This is a genomic window from Gloeocapsopsis sp. IPPAS B-1203, assembly GCF_002749975.1.
In the GTDB taxonomy this organism is placed as follows: Bacteria; Cyanobacteriota; Cyanobacteriia; order Cyanobacteriales; family Chroococcidiopsidaceae; genus Gloeocapsopsis.
Window position 1 is genome coordinate 484,730 of the sequence record NZ_PEIG01000001.1, and the last position, 26,289, is coordinate 511,018.

16 protein-coding genes and 1 pseudogene are annotated in these 26,289 nt (G+C 38.5%); 6 read left to right on the forward strand and 11 right to left on the reverse strand.

Going from position 1 to position 26,289, the window contains the following annotated elements; genetic code table 11:
- The 3 genes from CSQ79_RS02215 to CSQ79_RS02225 all read right to left on the reverse strand — a co-directional run bounded on the left by CSQ79_RS02215 (position 1) and on the right by CSQ79_RS02225 (position 3,920).
- Positions 1–1,203: a protein kinase domain-containing protein gene (locus CSQ79_RS02215; protein WP_099699551.1), complete on the reverse strand. Its 1,203-nt coding sequence runs from the start codon at positions 1,201–1,203 to the stop codon at positions 1–3.
- 44 nt (positions 1,204–1,247) lie between these two features.
- On the reverse strand, positions 1,248–3,164 hold the full coding sequence (locus tag CSQ79_RS02220; protein ID WP_099699552.1) for a serine/threonine phosphatase: 1,917 nt from the start codon (positions 3,162–3,164) through the stop codon (positions 1,248–1,250).
- Between the two features lie 153 nt (positions 3,165–3,317).
- Positions 3,318–3,920, reverse strand: coding sequence for a pseudouridine synthase (locus CSQ79_RS02225; protein WP_099699553.1), 603 nt, complete (start codon positions 3,918–3,920; stop codon positions 3,318–3,320).
- 339 nt (positions 3,921–4,259) lie between these two features.
- On the opposite strand from CSQ79_RS02225, the gene CSQ79_RS02230 reads away from it, so the two are divergent.
- Positions 4,260–5,534, forward strand: a complete 1,275-nt coding sequence (locus CSQ79_RS02230) for a glycosyltransferase (protein WP_099699554.1) — start codon at positions 4,260–4,262, stop codon at positions 5,532–5,534.
- A gap of 245 nt (positions 5,535–5,779) precedes the next feature.
- Here CSQ79_RS02230 and CSQ79_RS02235 read toward each other — a convergent pair whose 3' ends face one another.
- Positions 5,780–9,328: a WD40 domain-containing protein gene (locus tag CSQ79_RS02235; protein WP_099699555.1), complete on the reverse strand. Its 3,549-nt coding sequence runs from the start codon at positions 9,326–9,328 to the stop codon at positions 5,780–5,782.
- A gap of 466 nt (positions 9,329–9,794) precedes the next feature.
- On the opposite strand from CSQ79_RS02235, the gene CSQ79_RS02240 reads away from it, so the two are divergent.
- From CSQ79_RS02240 to CSQ79_RS02260, 5 genes are all read left to right on the forward strand, one after another.
- The gene (locus CSQ79_RS02240; RefSeq protein ID WP_099699556.1) at positions 9,795–10,184 is read left to right on the forward strand and encodes a hypothetical protein; all 390 of its coding nucleotides are present in this window, start codon (positions 9,795–9,797) and stop codon (positions 10,182–10,184) included.
- 1,730 nt (positions 10,185–11,914) lie between these two features.
- Positions 11,915–13,576: an alkaline phosphatase family protein gene (locus CSQ79_RS02245; RefSeq protein WP_099699557.1), complete on the forward strand. Its 1,662-nt coding sequence runs from the start codon at positions 11,915–11,917 to the stop codon at positions 13,574–13,576.
- Between the two features lie 97 nt (positions 13,577–13,673).
- Positions 13,674–15,092, forward strand: a complete 1,419-nt coding sequence (locus tag CSQ79_RS02250; protein WP_099699558.1) for a GumC family protein — start codon at positions 13,674–13,676, stop codon at positions 15,090–15,092.
- A 50-nt stretch (positions 15,093–15,142) separates the two neighbouring features.
- The gene (locus CSQ79_RS02255) at positions 15,143–16,402 is read left to right on the forward strand and encodes an O-antigen ligase family protein (protein WP_099699559.1); all 1,260 of its coding nucleotides are present in this window, start codon (positions 15,143–15,145) and stop codon (positions 16,400–16,402) included.
- Between the two features lie 203 nt (positions 16,403–16,605).
- Positions 16,606–17,583 (forward strand): glycosyltransferase family 2 protein, encoded by a 978-nt coding sequence (locus CSQ79_RS02260; protein ID WP_099699560.1) that lies wholly within the window; start codon positions 16,606–16,608, stop codon positions 17,581–17,583.
- A gap of 81 nt (positions 17,584–17,664) precedes the next feature.
- Here CSQ79_RS02260 and CSQ79_RS02265 read toward each other — a convergent pair whose 3' ends face one another.
- The 7 genes and pseudogenes from CSQ79_RS02265 to CSQ79_RS02295 form a co-directional block, all read right to left on the reverse strand.
- Positions 17,665–18,711 carry a sulfotransferase family protein gene (locus tag CSQ79_RS02265; RefSeq protein WP_099699561.1) on the reverse strand — a complete coding sequence of 349 codons (1,047 nt, stop codon included), beginning with the start codon at positions 18,709–18,711 and terminating at the stop codon, positions 17,665–17,667.
- Positions 18,712–18,875: 164 nt separating this feature from the next.
- Positions 18,876–19,934, reverse strand: coding sequence for a glycoside hydrolase family 5 protein (locus CSQ79_RS02270; protein WP_099699562.1), 1,059 nt, complete (start codon positions 19,932–19,934; stop codon positions 18,876–18,878).
- Between the two features lie 368 nt (positions 19,935–20,302).
- Positions 20,303–22,138, reverse strand: coding sequence for a heterocyst formation ABC transporter subunit HepA (gene hepA, locus CSQ79_RS02275; RefSeq protein ID WP_099699563.1), 1,836 nt, complete (start codon positions 22,136–22,138; stop codon positions 20,303–20,305).
- Between the two features lie 143 nt (positions 22,139–22,281).
- Entirely contained in the window at positions 22,282–23,307 is a 1,026-nt protein-coding gene (locus CSQ79_RS02280; protein ID WP_289500327.1) for a glycosyltransferase family 2 protein, read from the reverse strand.
- A 76-nt stretch (positions 23,308–23,383) separates the two neighbouring features.
- Complete coding sequence (locus CSQ79_RS02285) at positions 23,384–24,415, reverse strand: glycosyltransferase family 2 protein (RefSeq protein ID WP_099699565.1); 1,032 nt, start codon at positions 24,413–24,415, stop codon at positions 23,384–23,386.
- Positions 24,416–24,528: 113 nt separating this feature from the next.
- Positions 24,529–25,143: pseudogene (locus CSQ79_RS02290) on the reverse strand (sugar transferase); the annotation flags it as partial.
- A 70-nt stretch (positions 25,144–25,213) separates the two neighbouring features.
- On the reverse strand, positions 25,214–25,981 hold the full coding sequence (locus tag CSQ79_RS02295) for a WecB/TagA/CpsF family glycosyltransferase (protein ID WP_099699567.1): 768 nt from the start codon (positions 25,979–25,981) through the stop codon (positions 25,214–25,216).
- Between the last annotated feature and the right edge of the window lie 308 nt (positions 25,982–26,289).

The window sequence follows — 26,289 nt, forward strand, 5'->3', positions numbered from 1 at the left end:
TTAATGCGCTGATTTTAGAGCAGCAGCGAGTTCTTTGGCGGTAGCATAGCGATCGCTGGGGGTAGGATCTGTTGCTCTTTCAATCACTCTTCGCAGTTGTGGTGTAATTGTGGGGACACTAGAGACATCAAAGTAATATCCTTTACCACGTTGTTTAAGAAACTTAAAGGGAGTTTCACCAGTCAGTAGAAAAATTAATGTAGCACCTACTGCATAAAGATCTGACTGAATCAATGGTTGCCCTCGCTCTTGTTCAGGCGCAGCAAATCCTTCTGCACCGATCCGAGTTGCCGGAGCCGTACTACTTTCCTTAACTGCACCAAAGTCTAGGACTACGATATGGTTATCTGCGCGGCGTACTAGTAAATTGGCAGGTTTAATATCACGGTGAATTAGAGGAGGATCTTGAGTATGAATGTACTCTAATACGTCACAAGTTTGCAGCATCCAAGCGATCGCTTGTGCTGGTGTTACAGGTCCTCGCTCTAGTACGAGCCTTTCGAGATCTTGACCGTGGATCAGTTCCATTGCTAGATATTTCTTACCATCTTGGAGAAAAAAATCATAATACTGAGGAATACCTGAATGCTGTAATGCAGCTAAAGTACGCGCTTCGCGTTCAAATAACTCTCGTGCTTTGGCAATTTTTGCCATATCCGCATTCATTTCTTTTAAGACAAGAAGTTGGGGATGTTCGGTGATTGTTTTGGTAGCATCCCATGCTAAATAAGTTGTTCCCATACCTCCTTGTCCAAGGGTACGTAGCACTTGGTATTGTCGAATTTGGCGCAAAACTGTAAGCGGTTGACCGCAGCGACTACAAAAAAGGCTGTTAGCCGAATTTCCCCTATGATCGCAGCGCAAGCTAGAAGTTGTAGCAATCTTTCCTTGTGGATTCATCTGAAATCTGAGGAGAGGACCGCCTCGCGCCAACTGAATAATAGAATTATCAGCAACAGGACTTTGTGTCACCAAAGTACCATCTAGAAAAGTGCCATTTGTTCCTCGATTAGTCAGATGCCAAGCACTTTGATGTCCGGTTTGAACGCGCTGTAGTTCAAGATGATAGCGGGAAACCATCAAGTCACTTAATACGACGTCATTGTCTGGAGAACGACCAATCCGAATTAGCGATTGATTTTCAAACTGCCACTGCTGTAGTGGTGTTTTTTGTTGAGGATCTAATAAGTACAGTGCGACCACACCAAATAAGATAAGATGAAAAGACTAAAGTATCGTAGTGAAAATTAAGTTAAAGGTATTGTTGGTTCCGCGTCGTCGCGTTTCGGACGAACTTTTGCCCGAATTAAGATTGCTGTGATGTTATCGTGACCATTGTAATGATTTGCTAAATCAATTAAATTGGCAAGACCTTGAGTTAAATTTGCTTCTGAACTTAGAAGTGGTTCTAAGTGCGTGTGCCAGTGATGTTCTACAAGGTCATTATCTGAAAGACCATCAGAGGTTAATATCAGTAATGTATCTTCGCTGAGTTCAAGAAACTGAACATCAGGACTAACATAACTTGCTTCTCGTGGTCCTAAGGCTTGCGTGAGTTGGTAAGCATCAGGACGCCCATAGGCAACATCAGGTTCTATCCCACGTAAAATTTCGCGTTGCCCGACTTCGTGATCTGTCGTTACTTGTTCGAGTCCATACTGACGTGATAAACGGTAAAGACGACTATCACCAACATGAGCAACAGCAACTTGAGTATTTTGAATCAAAGCCATGACTAAAGTTGTACCCATGCGCCCGACGCCTGCGCGGGCATCTTGTTGGTTGAGGTCGTAAATTGCTTGGTTTGCCAATTGCACAGCTTCGCGAATTGTATTTTCATCAGGTAGTCGATCGGATTGCCAATGACTTTCAAAGTATTGTTTGAGAGTATGTACTGCAAGTTTGCTAGCGACTTCGCCACCAGCATGTCCGCCCATGCCATCACAAAGAATGTATAGCCCACGTGCCTGCAGAGTGCGATCGCCAGGAGTATCAAGTTTATGAATTGTCGTCTCAATACCAAAAAAGTCCTCATTGTGTTCGCGTTGGCGACCGACATCTGTACTTCCTGCATCTTCTAAGCTAAATAATGCTACGGGTAGTAATAGTGTTGGCATGCTTTCAGTATAAATTTGCGTGTCTCCTACTTCTTGTACATCATCAAGTGTTTCTGCAGAATCGGAAGATAACGATGTTGTTGTGGGGGCAAACTGGTCTTGAAATTCTGCAGCAATCGATTCTAAGTGCGATCGCACCTCGTCTATCGATTGAATGCTACCGCTTTGTAGCGCGTTAATTAATTCAACGAGTAAGCCTAATTGAGTTCGTTGAGACTCTTGAAATAGCTGATACCAGAGATCGCCTAAGTCGTGCAGTGTTATTCCAGCATCAGGTTTATTGTACAAACGCTGTAGTGCAAGTACTCCATCTTCGTCTACCCGCAGATTAGCGAGTTCCAACAAGCTTTGCTGACATTGCCAAGGTTCAAGTGCTACCCAAAGTTGCGTCATCTCGTGCAGCCAATACAAGATTTGCAGAGGAGAAGTTTGGTTATCTTGCCAGAGAGTTACAAGCTGTTGCCAATGAGAACGATCCTCAATCAACACAAATTCCACATCGTCACTTTGCCATGCATCATGAATCGCTGGAACAACTTGTTGGAGTTGTGATTGTAGCGTTAGATAAGTTTTTGCGATCGCCGGAACTTCTTCCACGGCTGCTGCACCTGCGAGGAGGGGCGATACTTGCAATGGTTGACAATCAAGAACTCGCCAGCAGATTTCTGTTTGGTCTGCTGATGCTGTGAGTACGTCAAGGATTTGATAGCGTTGCTGTTGATCTAAAAACGCCCCAACTTCTAGTTTTGGCAAAACAGGAAGCGGTATATTTTGTACTGCTAAATCAGAGGTTTCGTCTACAGTTGCTACAGTGTCTGTTTGACATGGCGTCTCACTCGCAGTAGAAGAAATCAACGAGGATTGATTTTGAGCAGTTGCGAACCAAATCGTTCCGGTAACAGCATTGCAGTTGTGGCATCGTTCTTGATTGAGTGCCACAGTTGTGCCGCACTTTGCACAAGGTTTATGCGTAAGCGAAGTACCGCACTGTTGGCAGAACTTATTGTTGGTTGGGTTCTCAAACTGACACTGGGGGCAAATCAGCATATTATAAACAGCTTTGAGGCACTATGGCATGTCATTGGCTACATCCTCCAAGTTGCCACAATTTGTTGCTCCTGCCCACAATTACTAAGCAGTTATGCATTTAATTTAGTTATCGCGACTAATTTGAAGATAAGGTAATCAAAGTCTATAATACTAATTTCGTTGCTGCCGTTGTTGCCACAGTTTTAATAAAGATTCTTCCTCAGAAGTTAGATAGCGCCATTGACCAGGTTGAAGATCTCCTAGTTGCAGGTAAGCGATCGCCACTCGAACTAATCTTAAAGTCGGAAACCCTACTTTTGCAGTCATTTTGCGAACCTGACGATTTTTACCTTCTGTCAGTGTCATTTCTAACCAAGCGGTGGGAACATTTTTGCGAAAGCGAATAGGATGCGATCGCGGTGGAATCGCTGGTTCAATATCGAATAAACGCACTAATGCTGGTTGCGTTTGGTAGTTATTAATGACGACTCCTTGCTGTAATTGACGCAACGCCGCAGCGTCAGGAATCCTTTCAACTTGTACCCAATATGTACGAGGATGCCGAAACTGGGGATGTGAGAGACGATGTTGCATCTGTCCGCAATCGGTTAATAGCATCAAACCTTCACTGTCCCAATCTAAGCGCCCAACCGGATACACTCCAGGAACCGCTATATAGTCCTTAAGCGTATGTCTTGCTGCGCCACTACTATCAGTAAATTGGCTTAAAACACCATATGGCTTGTTAAACAGAATGTAACGATACTTGCCCATGCACTTAGAGATACCAGATTTATAATCAACGCTTTTCTCTCCAAGATAAATGAATCACCCGTTTGTCAACGGAGTTTGAAAGTAAAGTTCTTACTTCAATCAGAGGCGAATAATGAATTAAATCAATTTTATAGCTTATCTTTTTTTACTAATTACTCAATAAAAGGTGTGATAATAGTGACCATCTTTTGAATTTTGATTTGTCAAACAGACAAACTGCTGAACTTTTATGTAACTACAACAAATTAGTTTTTAATAAAATATCAAAAACCTTATTTTTCTATTTTTTTAATCTTTGAGTTACAAGAAAAATAAAAATAATTAAATGAGCAGAAAAACATGCAAACATTAAAGAGCTTAATATATCTATCAAAAGGTAATTTGCCATCAAAGATGGCTCATACCGTACAAATTGCTAAAATGGCACAGGCTTTTTCTCAAAAAATTAAAAATTTTGAGTTAGTTACTGCTGGTGATGCTTTTTCAGCTATTCAAGGTATGAATTCAGAATTTCAAAACTGGTACGGGTTACATCATAAATTTAAGCTTGTACGCTTGCCAATCCACGTCAAATTCAGGTATCCGTTTCCTCATAATTATGAAAATCAAACCTTTTATAAAATAGCTATTTTATATGCTTGCTTGAAATCCCCCTCTGTTGTATATACTCGTACTCCTGCTATTGCTGATATCTTACTAAAGATTGGCATACCTGTTTTATGGGAGTGGCACGAACCGATACCAGAAGAGTCAAAGTCTTTTTATCAAAAAATTTTTGCTGATCAAAACTTGCTTGGTGTTGTTACTACCTTACCTCAGTTAGCCGAAAACTATATCGACAATGGATTGCTGAAGAACAAAATCCTAGTTGCAGCTAATGCAGTTGATCTGAAGAACTTTCTACCTTATCAAGATAAACAATTAGCTCGAAAAGAACTATCTATTTGCCAAGAAGATAAAATAGTTGTGTATTCAGGACACTTGTACGATTATAAAGGTATTCCAACAATTTTGGAAACAGCTCGTCTTCTTCCAGAGTATAAATTTGTACTTGTTGGAGGATGGGCTGATGATGTTCAGAAAGTACAAACAGCTTACCAAAAAATTGGCTTAAGTAATATAACGCTTGTGGGTCACGTACATCAAACAAAACTAGCTTCTTACTTATATGCAGCAGATGTACTGATCCTTCCTACAAGTAAGTATTGGGATTTAGCTGGAGCAACTTGTCCGCTTAAGCTTTTCGACTATATGGTTTCTCGAAGACCAATTGTAGCTTCAGCATTACCAACAATAATGACAGTAGCACGAGATCAACAAAATGTGATTTTAGCAGAGCCAGATGATCCTATTTCTTTTAAAGAAGCTATATTAAGCTTATTTGAAAATCCTGTGCTAGCTGATACTATTGCTGAATGTGCTTTTCAAGAGGTGCAGGACTTGACTTGGGATAATAGAGCAGAGCAAGTTCTACAATTTATCACGGAAAGATTACAAGAAGTAGATGAAGATATAGTTAGCTATAGAACGAGTTTTATAAAATACGTTAAACAAAAAGTTTTTTCACGTTTAGATAGTTATCTACCTTCACTTCAATCATCGCAAGTAAGGTAAATTTAACTGGAATACATCTCATTCTCCCTCTCTTCTCTCAATGATAGGAGAAGAGGTTTTTTCTTTCAATTTCCTTACCTGAAGGCAAAGGGATTTGTGGTCAAAGCAACTGATACCATTAAAACTCAAATAAGGGTTTGGAACACCAAACCCCTACTTTTGTGAACAGAACTCTTGACTGTCTTTTACTCTAGCAATGTGTTATATCCGATTAATTGGATAATGAAAAGCTAGCATGATGTTGGCTATGATAACTCGATAGCTCCCAACGCTCTTAAAGTAGTTTTTTGCGCGTTAGTTAAACCTTCGATATCAGTAATGTTCATATTTTCATAAGGTCTAGTAGTTCTTAATGTTTTCTGACATTGTCCAGTCTTATGCCAAAACTTTATTGTTTCGTCTTGGCTACTACTTGCCACTTGACCATCAGGACTAAAGGCGATCGTTCTTACCCAACTTTTATGTCCTTGCAGCGATTGTAAACATTCACCCGTTGTGACATCCCATAGCTTAACACTACAGCGATCGCCATTCGTTGCTAACATTTGACCATCAGGGCTAAACACAACTGACCAGATCGTACTCGGATCGGCTAAGAGCGACTGCAAACATTGACCTGTCTTGACATCCCAAAGCTTAACAATACCATCATCACTGCCGCTCGCTAAAATCTGACCATCAGGACTCAAGGCGACAGACTTGATGCTAGCTGTATGTCCGTGTAGAGCTTGGTAGCATTGATGAGTAGAAACGTGCCAAACTCTCACGGTTCGATCAGTGCTACCACTAATGATGATTTGACCATCTAAACTCACTGCGATTGTACGCACCTGGCTAGGATGATGCATTGTCCTTAAGCATTCTCCTGTTGTGACATCCCATAACTTTACGCTACAGTCATCACTACCACTCACAATCGTCAAGCTATCGGGAAGAAACGCCACCGAGCGCACTTGATCTTGATGCCCATGTAAGGTTGTCAGACATTCACCCGTGCTAACTGACCATAATCTTAATGTTTGATCGTTGCTCGCACTCACTAAAGTTTGATTATCTGGGCTGAAAGCAACCGACTGTATTCGGCTAGTATGACCTGGCAAGATTTTGATATTTTCGCCATCTTGAGGATTCCACAATCTAATAGATGTATCATTACCACCACTTGCCATCAGCCCATTAGGACTAAAAGCGAGGGCTGCAGCCCAGTTCTGATGAGCGTTTAAAGTTCTGACGCATTGACCAGTACTCATCTCCCATAATTTGATCTGTTGGTCGTTACTACTGCTTGCTAGTGTTTGACCATCAGGATTAAAGGTAACTGCTCGGACTTGACTTGTGTGTCCTTTTAAGGTTTTGAGACATTTACCTGTGTTGACTGACCACAGTTTGGCTGTGCGATCGCTACTCCCACTAGCTAAGATTTGACCGTCGGGACTAAACGCTACTGATTGAACTTCGTTTGTATGGTCTTGTAATGTCTTGAGACATTCACCTGTGCTAACTGACCACAGTTTGGCTGTGCGATCGCTACTCCCACTGGCTAAGATTTGACCGTCGGGACTCATTGCCATTGATAAAATTTTGCCGGTATGCTGTTGCAAAGTTGTCAGCCGTTTTTGCGAGCTAACAGACCATAACTCGATTGTTCCGGTGCTGCTACCACTGATCAGAACTTCACCATTAGGACTAAACGTCAATGAGGTTATTTGATTCACACCTCCACGCAAAGTGGCAATAGATTCTCCAGTATCCGCAGACCATAGTTTGATGCCATCACAACTTGCACTCGCAAGAACTTGACTGTCAGAACTTACTGCGAGCGCGCAGACTGGATTAAGATGTCCGTGCAAAGATTTGAGACATTGACCTGTATTGATATCACCCAACTTCACTGTGCGATCGCTAGCAAAAACCAGTGTTTGCCCATCTGGACTTATATTTGCGACACGTAACCATGTATTGCATCCCTTACTCAGATGTTGTAGCTTCATCTGAGGAACGTGCCAGATGTATGTTGCACCACTAGTGTCAACCACAGTCAAAAATTGTCCATTAGAACTAAATTCGATTGCTAGAAGACTACCAAAATTTGCTAAGAAGACCGACTTATCTATATTTGAGGACGCCAAGTTCACTTGATGTAAATCGATATCAAGACAAGCTTGCCATATGTTTAGATGAGAGAAGTCATATCCATTAAGATCAACTTGCATGTGACCCAATAGATTGAGGATATTACCTCCGGTATACCCTGGTTGCAGCGGCGATCGCTCTTGCAAGCTTTTGATAATTTTGTTGAGGTGGTTGGTAATACTCTTACGACTTCCCATGTCAGCAAAAAGCTGATTAATTATTGGTTGCAAAATGTAGCGAGTTTGTGCATTTCTAATATATTCTTTTGCTTGAGCTTTTACTAGGGCATGACTTCTGAAAAGTACTAATTGTTGTGTCTTCAACTCTAAACATATTTGCTTAATAAAGCGGTCTGTCACGTATTCAGCGATCGCAGGTTGTTGTGTAAATAGTCCTGAATACTTTTCAATCAACGCACGTTGTCGCAGGGACTCTAGAGCCTCAGCCAACTCTAGGGGGTGTACTTCTTGAAGAATATCTTCGGTTAGTTCTCGTAAGGAAACTGGCTTGCGGTTAATTGCTAACCAGTACATAATATCTTGCTCCATCCCTGATAGACGCTCAAAATCTTGGTCGAAGAGATTTTTAATATTGCTAAAAACTGTTTTACCTGAATTTAAGAAGTCTGTAACATTACCATCAAAGACATCTTGAATAATAGGAGCAACCATCTTTAATAACAAAGGATTGCCCCCATAAATTTTCATGATTTTTTCAAAGCTTGCCTCAGTTCCATACAATTGGCTAGATTTAATAATTTGCTGACCTTCTTCTAGGTTTAACCCACCTAAGTACAATGTTTTTATGCGTTGTTCGCCTTCTTCCAAAAACAAATTTCTTGGCTTCTCTCGACTAGTTAATAGCAAACAACTTTGATGCAATGTTTCTCCTATACACCCAATTAACTGTAAGTACCCTTCGGATTCTCGGTGAAATTCCTTGTTATTATTGTTATGTAAAATAGTATCAAAGCCATCAAGCACAAGCAGACAGCGGTGTTTGCGTAGGTAATCTAGTAATCTTAAAACACGTAAACTAATATTTTCTGGTAAATCAGTTTCTTTGTTTTGCGAAAGAAAATAAATGAGTTCCGCCAAGGTATCTTTAATTGGTGGAGCATGATGTAGGGATCGCCAAATAACATACTCAAACTTGTCTTGTACCTGCTGGGCTAACTTAACCGATAAGGCTGTTTTGCCAATGCCTCCTCTACCTAAAATTGTGACTACACGACAGCGATCGCTGACAATCCATTGCTCTAATGCAGATATCTCTTGAGTACGACCATAAAAGATTGCCACATCTGCTGCTTCTCCCCAATCCCTCCGAGTTTCAGTAATTTTTCTTTCTTGAGGTGGTAACGATTTTACTTCTTCTAATTTTCGCTGTAACGCAGTGCGAAAGTTCTTTTTACTAACTTTTTCTCCTAAAGCATCGGAAAGGATTTTCCATAATCTAGGTCCGACATCACGTTTCAAATAGTTGTCACTGTATCCCTCTTTGTCAGCAATCTCTTCATATGTATAACCTAACCAAGCACCCTTGAGAATAATTTTTTGTATATCTGTTAAATAACTTCCTTTTGTAGCAAAAACGGCAATATCTGCAGCCTTAAATTCTTCTTTACTATCTAAGTCTAAGTCAGATTCCGAATAGTTCATCTTTACCTCTACTTGCTTACAGTTTGTTGCTCTACCGCAGAACAAAGTTTCTGATTAAATATTTTATTTTTCTAATTCAGTAAGATTAGGGTACTGAAGAAAAATAGATTATTCGGGATGAAAAAATTACTCTTTGTACCATCATATTGACGGGATTTTAAGGTGAAGTATTGCAGCTATAAATCATACTTTAGTAAACAATAATATAGCAAAACTGTTCTTTAGAAAACAATTAGTAAGTAATTTTGCTAAAGTTCATAAAAAAACTCATACTTTACAGAATTTAGTGTTCTCTTAACGAAGAAATACGTAACTAATTAACCATAACCTTTTGTTGTAATTTTTGTTTCAGAACTTTCATATTTCATTAACAGAGTTTATTATCTTGATTTCCAGAACTTTATTGACTAGCCATATTTATAAAATTGATACATAAGGAAGTAAGTGTTTATTAAAAGAGAGCTTGATGTATCCTTCACATTCAGAAGATAAAGCGAGAACCAATGGTTACGGACGGCACAATCCTGATGCAACCAGTCGTCCAACCTTTTATATGTCAGAAGAACTGCTAAGAGCTATTCAGATTCAAGCACAGCGCGAACGCAACTCTCGTTCTGGGTTTATTTCTGGTTTGTTAAGCTTTCTATTGTTGTCACCCGTTGGTCAACAATTACGAGACAATGCTCGTAGTAACAACCGCACTTTAGCTCAAGAATTAGAGCAATCTTTAGCGTTACTACAACAACAGATACCTATTGAGCAAGTTAATCAGCTTGCGGTTACAAGCCAGCGATCGCAAATAGAAATGCTGACTCATTTGGTGTTATTAGGATTACAAGCATATTCTAGAGAGTAAAGCTTGGCTATAAAAGGCTAGCAGTTATCTATCGAACCTAACTAATTGGCTCGCTGTATGTCTATGGCTTTTCTACAGTTGTAGTCCCATATTGAAGTCATTGAATTATTGAAATGAAATAACAGCATACTATCAATGTCTTCCTAAGCAGAAATCAAGTTAATTTTAAAGGTATTGTTCTCATAGATTTTGGGAGGTATAGAAGAAAAGCGTTTCACAACAGCTCTACTTTTTCACATTTACCAAATTCACAAAGGACGGTACTAACCTAAACAATGATCTAGTTATCCCCCTCAAGTTATTACGTTACATCACCGCAATAGCTGAAGTTATCGGTAAGCTTCAGCTAAGTAACCAACTTTACCTGTACTAAGGTAAAAAGAAAAATTTGAACGAATACATTCGTGCTGACTTATCTATGGCTACCTTTAGCTGATTCACCACTACACCAACTCTTAAATTAATTAATACTTAATGTCAGTGATCTAAATCACAATGTCTTGTGTTTAGTGAAGCAGAAATACGTTAGGTTTGAATCAAGCTATCAAGCAAGAATTGATAATAGAAAAGTTCTAAAATAATCCTGCTTAGTAATATAGCTACGTGTATTAGAACTTACATAGATTTTTCACCAAATTAGGTTTTGAGTAGGTTCAACAAGTACTACATTAAGTTATACTGCTTTTCTAAGTATGTTATCTAGAAAACTTTTCTAGAGAGTTAATAAAGATTAATTAAATCATTAATATTTTACATCTACTACTAATTCTATCAAAGGCAGATTTGATAGTAATATGGTTTAAATGTATAACTAAATATATAACATAGTTAAACAGTAATATTGTTAATCTCGTACATGAGAAGGTCAAAAATCTGATGAATTAAATGCTGTGTAGCATTGAACAAAAGTTTTCTATTTAAAAGTGTATATGTATAAAAGGAAATATAAGTTAGTATATTGTCTGTTATGAACTCAAGATCTTTATTCCAATAGCATAGTTATATAATTTCATTACAATAAAATATGACTATTGTGTAGTTATTAGGTGAGACACTAATTGAAACTTGTTTAATAACATAAATAAATAGGTAGAATTAAAGATAGTTATAGGTCAATAGTTAATGGCTAGGGTAGCAATAATTAATAATTAATCATTAACTAGCATAATGCGCGCTGTAAACTACCATCACAGCGAGTGCATTTTTCTCTACTGTATCTACTACTTGCTTGAATAGTACCAATCTTTTCAGGAATGAATGCAAATAATATTAAACTTCTGTTGGGTTTTAGAAGCAGATATGGCAGATGTGTAGACTAGAGATTATAGACCAAAGACCTCAAGCAATTGCTACACTTTTTTGCGATCGCAGCAGAGCTACTATAAAAGCACCAATTACAACTATCTCATTCACCGCAGACTAATTCTTACATAGAAAAATACTGAATTTATCTGTATCGACAACCTTATGGTTTCAGAGGAAGATACTGAAGTGAACATGAATGTGAGTTTAACTATTCAGTAAGCGTTGACTAACAATTACAGTACTTTTATTCGATAGATGCTCTCTTAGTTAAACCTAGAAATAAAGCTTCGCTGAATTATTTGCAATACATTTACTAACACATCTTAATCGCATTATTGACTGCGGCTAGTCATGACTTTGTTTGTAAGATCTAAGGTTTTATTTGTATTTACTCTTTTAAATTACATTGATTAACCAGTGTTGATATGAAAACTCCTGTTATTGCAATTGGCTTGGATGCAGCTGAACCAGCGTTAATTGAACAATGGATTTCTCAAGGATACTTAAAAAATCTACGTAGTTTGAAGGAGCAAGGTGCCTATAATCGATTACACAATTTCAATTATTACAGAGCAGAAACGCCTTGGACAACTTTTTTGACAGGGTGTTCGCCCCAGAAGACTGGGTATTGGGCACCTATTAAACTTCGTCAAGGAACTTATGAGATAGACGAAATTGGTGCTTACGATTTTGCTGAGTACCCACCTTTTTATACATTAGGAGATGAGTATAAGGTAGGAATATTTGACCTGCCCCATTCTAGACCCTCCAATCAAGTAAACGGCGTACAGGTTTTTGCTTGGGGAGCGCATGCTCCTTTAACATCTAGTGAATCTCAACCATCACAACTACTACAGCAACTGATTGATAAGTATGGAGAACATCCAGCATTGCATAAAGATCATGCAAGTTGTCTGGATGTAGCTGCGTTGAAACGCCTGCAAAAAAATCTTGAGGTTGGGATCTCGCGTCGTTCTGCTATTTGTCAAGAGCTATTGCAAAGAGAAGATTGGGACTTATTTTTAACAATCTTTGGTGAAACTCATTCAGCAGGGCACTATTTTTGGCATCTTAGTCAATCAGATCATCCTTTATATGCGCTATTGAATCGCCCTTCTGGAGATCCTTTACTAGAAGTTTTCCAAGCTATAGACCAAGCCATTGGTGAAATCTTAACTAAAGCACCAGAAAATGCTCGCATCTTGATTTTTGCCGATCATGGCATGGGTGCCAATGTTATGGATTTACCCAGTATGGTGTTTTTACCAGAGTTGCTCTATCGATTGAGTTTCCCAGCACGTGTAGGAATAGCTGCAGGTCAATTGGGAACAACGTTAAAACATCCTTTCACTGGAGTACGTATTCAGCGGGGACCGTTGGGTATGCTTTGGAGCTTAAAACATGACTCTAATCCATTGAAAAGAGCGTTGCGCCGCAACACTCCGACTAAATTATTCAATTACCTTGAGCCGCTTTTTGGTAATTCTCAACAGTCCGATTTAATTTCTCCCTTCCAATTACAAGCGCAATCAGATCCTTTATACTACCAACCTGCAGTTTGGTATAAACCATTTTGGTCTCAAATGAAAGCATTTGCGTTGCCAAGTTTTTCAGAAGGTTATATTCGCATCAATTTACAAGGAAGAGAACCTGAAGGAATTGTTGCACCATCAGAGTATGAAGCCCTTTGCGATCAATTAAGCCAAGAACTTTATGCATTAAGAAATAGTCGAACTGGTACGCCCATAGTCAAAAATATTATTCGCACGCGGCAATCAGCAATTGATGTTGATCCTAAGCTACCGGATGCTGACTTAGTAGTTATTTGGCAAGAAGATCATGCTACAGATGTTGTGGATAGTCCTACGCTTGGACGTATTGGTCCAGTACCCTATTTTCGGACAGGTAGTCATCGTTCGCAAGGTTTCTTAATTGCCAAAGGACCTGGAATTGCTTCTGGTTCTACATTACCCCTGGGACATGCGCTAGATCTTGCACCAACAATTTTGAAGCTTATGGATGCTCCAATTCCTGAGTATTGCGAGGGCAAGGCATTACTAGATTTATCTTCAGTCCTTGTTGGCTAAATCAGCTAGTTAAAGTGATTGATATTTCAGTGTACAACAGCGCTACTTGGGGACAAAAATAACTTTTTCCCACTTACTACTCTTCAACAAAAGAAAGATGGCAGAATCTATTAGAATACCTCACCGCGCTACAAGGCGTCAAAAACTAGACTGGAATGGAAAAAACTACTTATTCTTGGGTTTGGCTGTCAATGCAGTACTTTGGACGTCAGCGTTTACTTATCTGAGTACTCAACAACCAACCTACACTAGCAGTTGGACAGCCACTTTACCAGGCACAGAGTCAAGAACATCTGTAAATTTACCTCAAATTGGGCAAACTTCTACTCAGGTACAGTCTCCATATAGCAACACCTCGCAAGACCCCAGAGAGAATTATAAGTTTATTGCAGAGAGTGAACCAGTTCGTTTAGCTGCTGCCTCTCTAGTTAACATGACTTTAGAAGAGTTTGGTAAGCCGCGAGTTGAGAGAATTGCTAATACCACGCTTGTAACTTTCAAGGTTAGTGGAGAAACGCCAGAAGAAGCTCAGGCAAAATCATATGCACTTCATAAAGCGCTTGATGCCAGACTTCGCGAGCTAAGAGTTCAAGAATCTACTATCCAAAACACTGGCTTTGAAGCAGTACTAGGTACAGCACGCAAAAAACTACAGGAATCGCAGCAACGCCTGTCTGATTACAAAGCTCGCTCAGGTCTGAGCGCTAACGAACAAGTTACTCAACTTTCTTCTAGTATTGAACAGCTACGCAAGGAACAAGCTAACATCGCATCTCAACAACAACAAGCTGATGCTCGTTTGCAGCAGCTATCAGCTAACTTAGGTTTGTCTGCTCAACAAGCTACAGAAGCTTTCAGCTTGCAAACAGATCCTTATTTTCAAAAAGCATTAAGTGATTACGGAGAAACGAGTGGTATTGTAGCTGATCTCAGCTCTAGATACACATCAGAAAACCCTGCTTTGATCAACCAGGAAGCTAAACGAGATGCTATGGAAGCAGCCTTGTTAGCTCGAAGTCAGTCTCTATTAGGAAAACCTGTTAGTCTCGGATATGTGGAGCAACTAAGCCTAAACAATAGTGGCGCTCGACAACAACTTTTTCAACAGTTAGTTTTAGTTCAAGCAGATAAGCAAGGACTCCAAGCGCAGGCAAAGGAAATCGAACAGCAAATAGCAATACTTGATAACAGGCTCAAAAACTTAGCTCAGCATCAGTCTGTAGTAGACGATCTTCAGCGAGATGTACTCATTTCTGAGGCAATATTTTCCTCTACACTAGCCAATTTAGATCTTGGTGGTTCAGACAATTTAGGCTCGTTTCCTCCTATCCAAGTTCTCACAGAACCTAGTCTACCGCAAAGCCCTAGTGCACCAAACAAGCAATTTATTTTGCTAGGGACAACATTAGGTTCCCTGTTTTTAACTGCTGGTTTATTATCAATTTTTTACCGCAAACATTACAGTTCATTGTTTAAAAAAGCTAAGTCTCTGCGCACAAGGGAAATGCCACTATAAGCAGAGACTTTTCCTAAAAAACATAGTACATCGTTCTGCTCTAATATCTCATGAAGCCACAAAATTTTGAAGAAAAAGTAATTTGGTATTGCATCGTTGGAACGTATGCACTGTACTTTCTAGGAGCACAGTTCATAGTAATACCTGTGATGGCTTGGATTTTAGGGTTATACGCGTGCAAAAAACTTTGGGAGCAAACAAACGACACACCAGTTGAAAAGAGGCTTACTATTCCTTTTGCCATTTGGATATGGGCTGCTTCCATGTTAGTCATGGAAGTTGCTCTAATTATGGGTCATCTTGACTTTGACTTAGGAACTGTCAAGATTATCAAATCAACTATAAACTCTTTTGCTAGAACATGGGCTCTTTTCGTCTTATTTCCTCTCATTGGCAGCCTTCTTAATATCCGACATCAAATACTATGTAGAGCGATTTGCCTTCTTTGCTTGCAAACTTTAATTATTGTTCCTTTCTCATATTTAATAGCACATACAAACTTAGCTGGCTTTACGTATATTTCCCCCTTACAGAAAATAGGAGGTTTAAGCGAGTTATTTTACACTGTAAAGTTATTCGATCATGTGCGAGGAAGCCAAATTCGCCTACGTTTATTTGCTCCTTGGTCTCCTGCTTTGGGGCTAGTAGCTAATGTTTACTTTTACCTCGCTTGTTTAGAACCTCAAAAGAAGTGGCGGTGGATTGGTATAGCTGCTGCTATTATTATGATTATTGGCTCAGTATCAAGAGCAGCTATTGTTTGTTTGCCAGCTACTTTAGTTCTAACTTGGCTTCTCGTGAACTTTACTAAACCCCGAGTACAAATTGCCACTGGAACTACTAGCTTCTTTCTAGGTTTTTTAGGCACGCAGTTATTGGATGTAGTAGATCATTTCAAAAATTATTTTCATAGCTTTCGTAGTGCATCCTCAGCAACTAGAGACGTATTAAATAGTATGTCTTTATATCGATGGCAACAAGCACCAATTTGGGGTCATGGAATGGTTGAGTCAGCTGCCTCAGCGATCCTACGTGTACCCCTTGGGACTCACCATACGTGGGTTGGTCTTCTATTTCGTCATGGAGTAGTCGGTTTTTCTGCTTTAGCTTTTCCTATGTTGTGGAGTTTTCTTGAGCTGGTAGCGCGATCGCAGAAAAATATACTTGCAAGAGTTAGTTTAAGCATATTAATAACTTTGTTTGTTTTCAGTTTTGTTGAAAATCTAGATCCATTAACTTATCTTTTCTGGCCTGGTTTAGTCATGATGGGTATGGCATTGAAAGTCAAAACACCTGTAAGTCAAACATAATTTGATTTACTTATACTTTTTAACATAAGCAATACCATGCTTTACATCTTGAAAAATAAACCTATTAAATTTGCTTCTAATCTGTTGACCTAATTCGATTTTAGCAAATGTTACTTCACAAGTTATTACAAACTCAGTTATGAGAAAATTACTGAGTAAGCACTTAGTTTGAAAAATAGAAGTTTTAATATTGAGCTTAAATCATGGTAGATGTATCTATTATTATTCCTGCTTATAACGCAGAAAAAACCATTTTAACAACAATTAAATCTATTCAGAAACAAACTTGTTCTAATTTTGAGTTAATCGTGATTGATGATGGCTCAACTGACAAAACTTGTGAATTACTTAGTACACTTTCTGAACCAAAATTAAAAGTTTTTTCTTATAAAAATGGTGGTCTTCCTGTAGCTCGTAATCGTGGTATTACTCACGCAAGGGGAGATTATATTACATTTATTGATGCAGATGACTTATGGACACCTGATAAACTAGAACTACAGTTAGCCGCTTTACAAGAGTCTTCTGAGGCAGGAGCTGCATATAGCTGGACTGTTTTTATCGATGAAGAAGAAAAATTACTATATGCAGGAAAACCACTGTTTTTTGAAGGTAATATTTATCCTCACTTATTAGTTGAAAACTTTATCTGCAGTGGCTCAAATATTCTTGTTCGTAGGCAATTTATCGAGTCTACAGGAGAGTTTGATGCTTCTCTTAAATCTGCCGAGGATTGGGATTACAATATCCGTCTAGCCCGCCAGTGTCATTTTGTAGTTGTTCCTAAGTATCAAATACTTTACCGGAAGTCATCACAAGCTATGTCATCTAAAGTAGATGTAATGGAAAAAGCCATTCTTACCGTCACTGACAGAGCTTTTTGTAACGCCCCAGCAGAATTACAATTTCTCAAGAACCGCTCCCTAGCAAAAACCTATCAATTTTTTACAAAATTATATCTTGAGTACGCTTTAGATCGTGATGGGCTTAAGATAGCCAGCCAGCGAATACAAAAGGCATTCCAATTATATCCCAGGATTGCACTAGACAAAGAAACTCAGCGCATATTTTTTAAACTTTTGCTACTGCAACTGCTTCCATATAGAAAAGCTATGCAGCTTATCAAGTTTTTTGGTGAAAATTTCCCTATAATATCAATCCAAAACAAAAGTTTAACTTAAGAATTAAGTGCAAGTGCAAGTATGAGTGGAGTAAATTTTCCACTCATTTAACTTCTAAAACTATGGTATTAATTATCCACTCTATTGACTAAAAGCAAGGCAAAATCGACGCCAAACATAGTTGAAAATATTACTTATCCGGCTTTTGTTAGCAATCAAGGAACGCAATCCAGCAAAAGGTAGAGTTATCCAAGAACCAATGATTAGAACAGGTGGAACTGAGATGGGTTCTTGTTCATATCCAACTTTGTTCAATAAACCACCGCAGATATACTGGAAGGTGGCAATCTCTGTGGGCTCAAGTTTCTCTCGCCATCTATACGCTGGCTCTTTGGAAAAACCAACTCTTGAAGAGCTTGGCTTATCAGAGTAAGAGCTATTGACTAAATTAATTTCAAGCATTGAGGGTTCATAGTCTAAACCTAACCATGATGTTAGGGTACTAAGCGTTGACTCTGGAGCAGTTATGAGGTCTTCAAACCGCTGGATATAAACACGCTCTGTACCAAATTGCTCGCGAGCTTGAAGCGCTGCATTGAAAGCTGCTTTCCACATCAGACTAATGATTGTTGGATTGTAAGAGTTGGTAATTCGACTTTTTTGAGAAGAAGCAGCAACATTCCTCCAGTCACGATATGAAGCAATAACTCCTCCTGGATGGCGAACCATACAAATAACTTTTGCACTGGGATAGCGAGTTAAAATTTCCGAAAGTTTAAAAATATGCCTGGGTGTCTTTTCACCCCACTGAGTCTTATTATCACGCTGAGCAGATAGCTGGCAAAACGCTTCAAAATACGAGTCAGTACCATAACCAAGCTTCTGTGCTAACATTCGTAACTCTATTCGATCCATCCATCCTTGTTCTGGAATACCTTCCCCATACCTTTTATGAGTAAGAGCAAGAAAGTAGTCTTCAGTAAGTTTTATCTCTGCTAAGCTTAGAGCCTGTTGCTCGCGACCAGCCATTTTTACACGTAAATCATCAAAATAGTGAGTTTCTCTGGGAGTAATATGTACGCCTGAGTGTTTGTTTAGAATTTGCTGGATTAAGGTTGTCCCAGAACGTGACGCACCAACTATAAAAATACTTTTTTTACTAGCAACATTCGCTTTATTTGTTGTCATGATTACATCTATGTCAAGTTATTAAAAAAGTATTACTTGCTTACTGAGCTAATGTGTTTATCTATGTTAAATAGTTAACTAGATTACAAAACAGTTGGAATTAAATAAAATATTGATATTCAAGCTATCAATTTTTACTATTTAAATTAAACAAATTTTATTTTCTAATTTAGACTTTTAATCTTACTAGCTAGAAGAATGGATGTAACTGGTTCTTCCCATTCATTTTCCGTAGGATTATATATTGCCCAAGGATGTCCAGCTTTACCAAAACTATAGTAACACCAAGAAAACCCTTTAGCATTTACTTCTGAAAGAACTGCTTTGATCCATTTCAACCGTAAGTATTGAGGTGCAAAATTATTAACTCCAAACTCTCCTACATAGATTGGCTTATTGTGTTTCTTAGACCATTGATATACTTGCTGAAAAGCAACAGCTAACTCTTTATATTCTTTTTCTGTTCCCCAAAGTAATCCTTTTTTTCTGCCGCTAATACCCTGATGTGTAAAGTTTAATGGTTTATAATAATGAATTTGAGCAATAATATGCCTATCAAAAGCTGGAAGTTTTAAATTTTTAACAAGTTGCCACCAATTGTTGTAGCCAGCACTACCAATAATAATGTTTCGGTTAGGATTAGTTTTCCGTATTAGAGGAACAACATCAGCAATCCATTGGTTCCATATGGTACTATTTAAATTACCGCAAGGCTCATTCAAAATATCAAAAATAAGATTAGCAGAATAATTTTTATAATGAGCAGCAATCTGTGCCCAAAAAGAGAGAAAGTAAGCCTTATAGTTGCCTGGCTCATCTATAAACTCTTTATGATTTTTCATAGTGAGAACTACGACTAGTTTTTGAGAAAGGCAATCATTTATAGCACGATCGAGAGAATCAAAAAAGTCACTCTCTAGCTTAGTTCCCTGAGCATTTCTCATTGGGTACATCCATAAACGTACTGAATTAAACCCTGCTTCTTTCACGAGAAAAGGTAACTTTGGGTTCCAAGCTACCCACCAACTAGGATCTTTAGAAGTAATCTGAGATTTTAGATTGATGCCTTTACCAATACGCTCATTCATTACCCAAGGATCGACACCATTTTGTTTGTATATTGCTTTAGCATTTATCTGAACAAAACATGAGAATAAAATAGTGAAAGTTAGGATAAAGACATAGATTATTCTAACTTTTTGGTTAAAAATAGATATTTTCATCTTCTCTATATTAAAAATTTGTCAATTATTGCTGAATTTAATTTTAAATTTTCCTAGTGAAGCCTGAAATAATTTACGTAGAGTGATAGAAGTAGTCTAGTTAAATTCAGTGATTAGATAATGAGGATGTTTACTATGATTTGAGAATTTTTCTCAGATTTTTATCACAATAAAACCATATTTGACTAAAATTCTAAAAGAGTCGATACCGAAAAGTTCAGGTATAAATTATACTTTCTCAAAAGTTTTGATAGTGTGAAATCTAAGGTTTAGCAAGGATACTTTTACTCGAATTAGAGGTAAAAATCTAGAAAATAATTATTTCTGCCAAGTCATTACTTCTTTTTATAAAGTTTACAAGATTGCTCTTATTTGTGTTGCATCTGATGATATTTCCACAGTTTCCCCTGTTTTCTCAGCAACTCTTGATATCCTCCTTCTTCTACAATTTTGCCCTGCTCAAGTACTACTACCTTGTCTGCTTGGAAAATGGTAGATAATCGATGGGCGATCGCAATCACTGTTCGACCAGCAGAAAGTTTCTCTAATGATTCTTGAATCAAATTTTCAGACACAGAATCTAATGCACTTGTAGCTTCATCTAGGATTAAGATATCTGGATTACGCAATAAGGCACGGGCGATCGCAATACGCTGGCGTTGACCTCCAGATAACCGTACACCGCGATCGCCTAGCTGAGTTTCAAAACCTTCGGGTAACTCTCGGATAAATTCCAAAGCATTTGCTTGTCGCGCTACTTCCCAAATTGCCGCTTCGTCTACATCTTCTAAAGCATAAGCAATATTGTTACGCACAGAAGTATTAAAAATGAACGTGTCTTGACTAACGATAGCGATTTTTTGGCGCAGCGAGTTAAGGTCAAATTTCCGTATATCAACACCATCAATCAAAATCTGACCGCCCATTGGATCGTAAAATCTGGGAATTAAGTCTGCTAAAGTACTTTTGCCAGCACCAGAAGCACCAACAAGTGCTGTCATTTGTCCCTGATTGATAGTTAGTGTAATGTCGCGTAACACCAATTCACTTTGGTTATATCCAAAGTCTACAGACACAAACTCAATAGTTTGCTGCAATCCAGGAAACTGGGTTTGACCATTCTGGATATAAGCTTTGTCGTAAGTACGAAGTAGTTTTTTAATATTGCTAATTGACCCTTGGAAGTTACTAAATTTTACTCTAGCTCCATCGAGTTGACGTCGAATTGGCATTAGCCGTAATAGAACGAACAAAAACGTTAGCAGTGAAGCTGCTTGTAGCTGTCCTCTTGGAATCAAAACAGCGAATGCTAAAATTAACAAGCAAATGAGTATTACAGTAGCTACTCCTTCTGAGAGAGGTTCTACTAATGCCTGGGCTGATCTAGATTTAGTAGCAGCTTGCAAAAGTTGTGAACTCGCATGATAAAATCTCTTACGCTCAAATTCTTGTGCTGTAAATGCTTGAACAGTACGAATGCCATTAATGAACTCCAGTGACACTGAAACATACCAGCGACTAGCTTTAGATCTGGCAAAACTTGCTTCTCGTACTTGTTTTAGAAGCGTAGATATCCCTACTGATAGCAGACCAAATAACATCACAGTAATGATTGTTAGCTGCCAAGATAACAAAAACATCGACACAACATAAGTTGTCAGAATTAAACCTTTAGTCACAAAAATAGAAATTACCTCAAAAGCTTGGGCAATTTGATTAATTTCAACGGTGAGGCTATTAACTAGACTTCCAGTTCTTGTTTTCACAAAGTAGCTTAAGCTAAGTGACTGTAATTGCTCGAATACTCTTAAACTCAGCCGATAAGCTAAAGTAAACTGAGAAGTGTAGACATAAAGTCGTCCTAAGTACGTCAGGCTTAAACGAAATAGAGTTGTCAGTAGAATTAGCCCTGATATGCGGTAAAGTCGCTCAGTTGCAGGAGCATTTACTCCCAAGATCCAGATATCAAATACTTGTATCCCTGTTTTGATAGGGGTTGCATTAGGATTAGTCAAGCTTTGGATAAAGGTTAAGATGAACCCAACGCCAATGCCTTCAAAAACTGCTGCTAAGAGTGTAAATAGTAATGCCAATAAAATAATTCGGCGAAAATGCTTGAATTCTCTGATGATTAAATAGTTACCTTGCCAAAAGCTACTAGCTTTTAGCACTACACTGATTTGTTTAGGAAGTTTAAAATACACTGTTTCTTAGGTTTTAATTTTACTATTAGTTATCTAATTGACAAAGCAATGAAGAGCAACACAGATAGTCTTTTTATATGCTTAATAAGCATATAGATTTCATTAAATATACGGTTGAAGCGATCGCTCTTTAGCTTCAATCTTTAGAGAGATCTAGATAGCTCCTGAAGCATATGACGTTTTTGGATAGCTGCTGTCCTTTCTAAAGCAAGCTTTTCCATATGCCAGTAAACAGATTGTGGTAAAAGCAATAGCGCGTGTGCAGCCACCCAAGTCAACAATATACGGCGTGGCTCCTGTAGTAGAATTCGCCAGTATGTGAACAGAGTACGATAAATAAACTGCGCAGCCATCGTACCTGCTTTAAGACGTACTGCGGTGCGAGCTAAGTACTGTAACTGATAAGCTTTAGCGGGCTTTTCCCACTGCGCGATGAACTCAGGTGCATAATCACGCGTTTTGTCTAGCACTGTCTCCCACGACTCTAGCTGTTTGTACAAGTTAGCAGAAAGCCCTCCTGAATTAACACGATATAGCGTCAGGACATCTGGAATCCCCTCAATTTGCCAAGTAGTCTGCAGTGCAATTCGTAGCCAGCATTCTACATCTTCTGAGCGATGCAATTGAGGATCAAAATAGCAATCTTCAGTTGTGCCATTGCGATCGCACTCAAACTTGATTGCTTCAAGTACCGCACGCCGTACCACTGGTGCTGAACCATTGCCAACTGGGTTGCACAAAACTATAGAATTTGGATTGATGTCTCTCAGCACAGGCATTTGATAGCTATTTAAAGAGTGACCAGCTTCATCAATAAAAGCAGAGCGGCTAAAACTGACACCGACATCAGGTGAATTGTGCAAGTGTTCGAGGTGCTTCTCTAGCTTTTGTGGCAACCACAGGTCGTCACCATCAATAAAAGCCATGTATTCACCTTGCGCATGACGTATTCCCAGGTTGCGCGCCGCCGCCGGTCCTTGATTGTGCTGACGTAAGATTTTGATGCGCGGGTCACAAATGTTTTGACACACTTCAACACTCGCATCTGGAGAGCCATCATCAACTATCAGCAACTCAAAATCGCTATATGTCTGCTGCAGTACAGAGCGCACTGTTGCTGCAATGTACTTCTCTACCTTGTATACAGGAATTATTACCGTTACTTTCATGAGTAATTTTGTTTTATCAGTTAGCATTCACAGCAAAAAAGGCGAGCAGCTTGAAGCACTCAGAAATTGAAATGGTCTATACCGATTCCCCAGATAAGTCTTGAAGAATACGGCGTCTTTGAGTCATTCCTGTAGTCTTTAGAGCAGCAGCTTCCATTTGGTCGTAAAAGAACTGAGGTAAAAGCAACAGTGCATAGGCAGCCCCCCAAGTCAGCAAAGTGCGGCGTGGCTCCTGTAGTAGAATTCGCCAGTATACGAGCATGGCACGATGGATAAGTTCCACTGCAATTGAAGCTGCTCGCAGTGTTACTGCTCTCCGTGCTAAATACCTGATCATATAAGCTTTAGCGGGCTTTTCCCACTGCGCGATGAACTCAGGTGCATAATCACGCGTTTTGTCTAGCACTCTCTCCCAAGCCTCTAGCTGTTTGTACAAGTTGGCAGAAAGTCCTCCTGAATTAACACGATATAGCGTCAGGACATCTGGAATCCCCTCGATTTGCCAAGTAGTCTGCAGTGCAATTCGTAGCCAGCATTCTACATCTTCTGGTCCGCGAAATTGAGGGTCAAAATAGCAATCTTCAGTTGTGCCATTGCGATCGCACTCAAACTTGATTGCTTCAAGTACCGCACGCCGTACTACTAGGGTTGAACCGTTTCCAATAGGATTGCGGCAAAGCACATATGCTGGAGTAATATTTTGAAGTTTAGTCGGTAGTTGATAAATGCCTAAAGAGTGACCAGCTTCATCAATAAAAGCAGAGCGGCTAAAACTGACACCAACATCAGGTGAATTGTGCAAGTGTTCGAGGTGCTTCTCTAGCTTTTGTGGCAACCACAGGTCGTCACCATCAATAAAAGCCATGTATTCACCTTGCGCATGACGTATTCCCAGGTTGCGCGCCGCCGCCGGTCCTTGATTGTGCTGACGTAGGATTTTGATGCGCGGGTCACAAATGTTTTGACACACCTCAACACTCGCATCTGGAGAGCCATCATCAACTATCAGCAACTCAAAATCGCTATATGTCTGCTGCAGTACAGAGCGCACTGTTGCTGCAATGTACTTCTCTACCTTGTATACAGGAATTATTACCGTTACTTTCATGAGTAAAATCTTGGTTAGTGGCAGAACAAATTACTAAAAAATCCTCCTTAAGCAATTACAAAAACTGCTACTTCAGCTCAATCACTTTCAATGCAATTCACAGTTAAAATCAGTTAAAAAGCATCATGTTTTTTCTTAAAAAATACTACTAAAGTAGTAAAAATAATTTTTATATCATAGGCTATACTCCAATTCTTTTGATACCGCAGATCTAGTTCAACTATTTCTTCAAAATTAGAGATTTTAGAGCGACCATTAATTTGCCATTCTCCAGTCATACCAGGTTTAACATTTAAGCGTTGCCAAAAAAACTGAGAATATTGAGCAACCTCATCAGGGGTTGGAGGTCTTGTTCCAACGAGACTCATTTCTCCTTTCAGAACATTCCAAAACTGTGGAAGCTCATCAAGGCTTGTCTTTCTTAAAAAATGCCCTATCCGCGTGATTCGAGGATCATTACTATTTTTAAAAATTGGACCTACGGCTTGATTTTCTACTAATTCTTTCATTTTTTCAGCATTAGCTACCATAGAGCGAAACTTCAAAATACAAAATTTTCTTCCTAGTAAACCACAACGAGTTTGCCTAAATAGTATTGAGCCTGGGCTATCTAACTTAATAGCAATTGCAATAGGAATAAACAAAAATCCTGTAATACATAACCCAATTAGGGAGCCTATAATATCTATGATGCGCTTAGGTGCAGAGTAAACAGAAATATGAACATCTGTAGTCTTTTTAAATTTTGCCTGCTTGTTAATTGAAGTAATAACTTTTTTTTTGTTAATACTCGTTAATCTATTCATCACTTGTTTGTAGGCTATACGAATTTAGTTTTTGATTTAGAATTAATAAAAAAAATGGTAATCCTTCTACTAAGTATCGCTTCCATAATCTTTTAGGCTCAGACAACAGTCGATGTAGCCATTCAAAACCCATATTACACATCCATTTTGGTGCTCGCTTTAAGTTGCCTGCTTCAAAGTCAATAGTTGCACCTAGTGCGAGGAAGATTTTAATATTGGGTAAGGAATTCTTGTATCTACACAACCATTTTTCTTGCTTAGGAGCACCAACCCCAATTGCCAGCACAGTTGCTTCTGACTGATTAATTACTTCGATAATTTTTTTGCACTCTTCGTTATTATGCTCGAATCCAAAAGAGGGAGAATAGTAACCTACAATGATATTCCTACCGATTTTTTGATTGATTCTCTGTTGTGCTTTTTTAGCAATTCCTGGTTTTGCACCTAATAAAAATATTTTTATGTCTTCGTTATTCTTATGATAATTATAAAAAGCAGGGAAAAAGTCAGAACCCGAGATTTTTTCTCTAATTGGTGTATTCAAAAATTTTGAAGCATACATCAATATTTGGCTATCACAAATTTTGTAGTCAGCCATCAAATAGCTTGTATAGAATTCTTTGTCTTTCTGCAGTTTTATTAAATGATCTACATTAGGAGTAAATACAACACCTGATTTAAGTTGTATTAGCAATTCTCTTTTTGTAAGGTTATCTATTTCAATATTCAAGATATTGATTTTTTCTTTTGCTGCTACCATAAAATTTCAACATCTATTATTTTTTTTAAAGCACAATAAAAACATGAATCTAAGCCATTACATATTTCTTGGTTGATATGTAACTTGATTTGTACATCTTTGCTAAGCAGCAGATCTATTTGATCCTTATCAAACTTTACGCAAGAACATTTCTGCTTGTCTGGATAATCTTCTGAAAACTAAAGCTTGTCGATACTGATAAGTTCTGCAGTCTATTAGCTTATTTTTTCAATAAAAATTCAGGGATAACATTATCCTACTTCTGTTTAAATATGATTCTGAGACTAATACAGCAAGTACGTAGTTAT